Origin of the sequence: Streptomyces lonarensis, from assembly GCF_012033735.1 — a bacterium.
GTDB classification, from domain to species: Bacteria; Actinomycetota; Actinomycetes; order Streptomycetales; family Streptomycetaceae; genus Streptomyces; species Streptomyces lonarensis.
The window spans coordinates 1-2,824 of the sequence record NZ_JAAVJD010000391.1 but is presented as its reverse complement, the minus strand read 5'-3'; the positions used below and the strand labels follow the sequence as shown (position 1 = coordinate 2,824).

Annotated in this window: 3 protein-coding genes; 1 reads left to right on the top strand and 2 read right to left on the bottom strand. The window is 73.5% G+C overall.

The features are described 5' to 3' along the window. Positions 1-98 precede the first annotated feature (98 nt). Complete coding sequence (gene lipA, locus HCN56_RS24870) at positions 99-1,043, bottom strand: lipoyl synthase (RefSeq protein ID WP_167974811.1); 945 nt, start codon at positions 1,041-1,043, stop codon at positions 99-101. Positions 1,044-1,191: 148 nt separating this feature from the next. Continuing rightward, on the bottom strand, positions 1,192-1,974 hold the full coding sequence (gene lipB, locus HCN56_RS24865; protein WP_167974809.1) for a lipoyl(octanoyl) transferase LipB: 783 nt from the start codon (positions 1,972-1,974) through the stop codon (positions 1,192-1,194). A gap of 250 nt (positions 1,975-2,224) precedes the next feature. On the opposite strand from lipB, the gene HCN56_RS24860 reads away from it, so the two are divergent. Beyond that, positions 2,225-2,824, top strand: a 600-nt coding sequence (locus HCN56_RS24860; RefSeq protein ID WP_512700878.1) for an NsdA family TPR-like regulatory protein, incomplete at its 3' end; no start/stop codon positions are given.

Here is a 2,824-nt window from a genome sequence, read left to right as displayed (position 1 = left end):
GGGGGGGCGGGCCCCCCGCCCGTGGTCGGGTGGGCGTGCGCCGCGGGGCGTACTCGGGCGCGCACGCCCGGCAGCCCTCGCGCGGCGCGCCGCGCGGGTCAGGCCGCGGGGGTGGCCGCCTCGCGCCGCTCCATCGCCTGCCGGTACAGCCGGCCGGCGCGGTAGGAGGACCGGACCAGCGGGCCGGACATGACGCCCGCGTAGCCGATCTCCTCCGCCTCCTGCTGGAGCTCGACGAACTCGTCGGGCTTGACCCAGCGCTCCACGGGGTGGTGGCGCGGGGTGGGGCGCAGGTACTGCGTGATGGTGATCAGCTCGCACCCCGCCTCGTGCATGTCGCGGAGCGCCTTGCTGACCTCCTCGCGGGTCTCGCCCAACCCCAGGATGAGGTTCGACTTGGTGACCAGCCCGGCCTCGCGGGAACGGGTGAGGACCTCCAGCGACCGCTCGTACCGGAAGGCGGGACGAATCCGCTTGAAGATGCGCGGCACCGTCTCGACGTTGTGCGCCAGCACCTCGGGACGGGTGGAGAACACCTCGGCCAGCTGCTCGGGCTCGGCGTTGAAGTCCGGGATCAGCAGCTCGACGCCGGTGTCCGGCATCAGGTCGTGGATCTGCCGGACCGTCTCGGCGTACAGCCAGCTGCCGCCGTCCTCCAGGTCGTCGCGGGCGACGCCGGTGATGGTGGCGTACTTCAGCCCCATCTGCTGGACGGACTCCGCCACCCGTCGGGGCTCGTCGCGGTCCAGCTCGGCCGGCTTGCCGGTGTCGATCTGGCAGAAGTCGCAGCGCCGCGTGCACTGCTCACCACCGATGAGGAAGGTGGCCTCACGGTCCTCCCAGCACTCGAAGATGTTGGGACAGCCCGCCTCCTGGCAGACCGTGTGCAGCCCCTCGCGCTTCACCAGCCCCTGCAGGGCGGTGTACTCGGGGCCCATCTTCGCCCGGGTCTTGATCCACTCGGGCTTGCGCTCGATCGGGGTCTGGCTGTTCCGGACCTCCAGACGGAGCATCTTGCGACCGTCGGGTGCGACAGCGGACACGTCCGGCTCCCTACGCTTTCGATTCCTCGGCGAACACCAGGGTACGCCCGTACATCTCCGGGCCGCGGCCCGGTGCGACCCGCGCAGCGCCGGGGCGTGCGCCCACCGTGCCACGGCCGGCGCCGCCGGCGCCCACGCCGGCGGCCGCTCAGACCGCGCGCGGCAGCGGCTCGGCCGCCTCCAGCACGGCCAGCAGTTCCTCCTCGACCACCGGCAGCACCTCCGCCACCGTGACCTCGCGGCCCAGTTCCTGTGCGAGCGAGGTCACACCGGCGTCCCGGATGCCGCAGGGGACGATCCGGTCGAAGGAGGTGTTGTCCGGGGCGACGTTCAGGGCGAAGCCGTGCATCGTGACGCCCTTGGCGACCCGGATGCCGATCGCCGCCAGCTTGCGGTCCTCACCGCGCTGCCCCGCGTTGGAGGGAGCGTACTCCGGGCCGCTGAGCCGGGGGTCGAACTCCTCGTCGTGCAGCCGGGGGTCGAAGTCCAGGGACAGCCCGCCGAGCGCCCCCGCGCCGGGGCGCTCGCCCCCCAGCACCCACACACCGCTGCGCCCCTCGATCCGAGTGGTCGCGACACCGAAGGCGGCGCAGGCGCGGATCAGCGCCTCCTCCAGCCGCCGCACGTGGGCGACGACGTCCACCGGCCGGGGCAGCTTCAGGATGGGGTACCCCACCAGCTGCCCGGGGCCGTGCCAGGTGATCTTCCCGCCGCGGTCCACGTCCACGACCGGGGTGCCGTCGAGCGGGCGCTCGCTGTCGAGGGTCCGGCGGCCCGCGGTGTAGACGGCGGGGTGCTCCAGCAGCAGGCAGGTGTCGGGAATCTCGTCGGCGAACCGCGCGGCGTGGACCCGGCGCTGCTCGTCCCAGGCGAGCCGGTAGTCCACCGCGTCCTCGCCGAACCCCATCCGGACAAACCGCAGCTCGCTCACTGCCGCTCCTTCGCTGTGCGCTGCGGGTTCCCCCGCCTTGGCGGCGCCTCCGCCGGCCGCGGAGCGGTCGGGGGCGGGCCGTCGTCCACTGTACGTCCGGCGCTGGTGGGGAGGCCCCTGTGCCCGGTCTCACACGTATGGATGAATCCCTGCCAAAGCAGCCGATACGGCCCCCGGATGCGGCTAAATTCACGCCGTCCTCCCGGCCGCAGCACCGACCCGGCCGGGGTTCCACGAGAGAGATCTGCTGATGTCCACGGAACGGCCCGGAGGTACGACCTCCCCCCCCTCCACCCGGCGGAGCCCCAACCGCCAGCTCGCGACCCTGATCGCCGAGGCAGGGTTCTCGCACGCAGGCCTCGCCAGACGTGTCGACCAACTAGGGCTGGAGCACGGCCTGGACCTGCGGTACGACAAGACGTCGGTGACGCGCTGGCTGCGCGGGCAACGACCACGCGGCACCACGCCCGCCCTCATCGCCGAGGTCTTCACGCGTCGGCTGGGCCGACGGCTCACCGCCCAGGACCTCGGACTGGAGGCGTGCGCGCCGGTCTACGCCGGTCTGGAGTTCGCCGCCGGCCCGAGCGAGGCGGTCGACATCGTCTCCGGCCTGTGGCGGAAGGACTCCGGCACCCACGCCGAACTGCGGAAGATCGCCTTCACCCCCGCGGGGCTCGTCGTCCCCAGCCGCGACTGGCTGATCGGCCGCCCCGACGAACGGGTGGCGCGCGGCGACGTCGACGCGCCGCCGGGGCAGCCGGGACCTGCGGTCGCCGGCGTCCCCACCCCGCCCCAGGTGAGTCCGGCCGCCGCGTCTTCGAGGGCGCGCTCCACGACCCCGACGCACTGG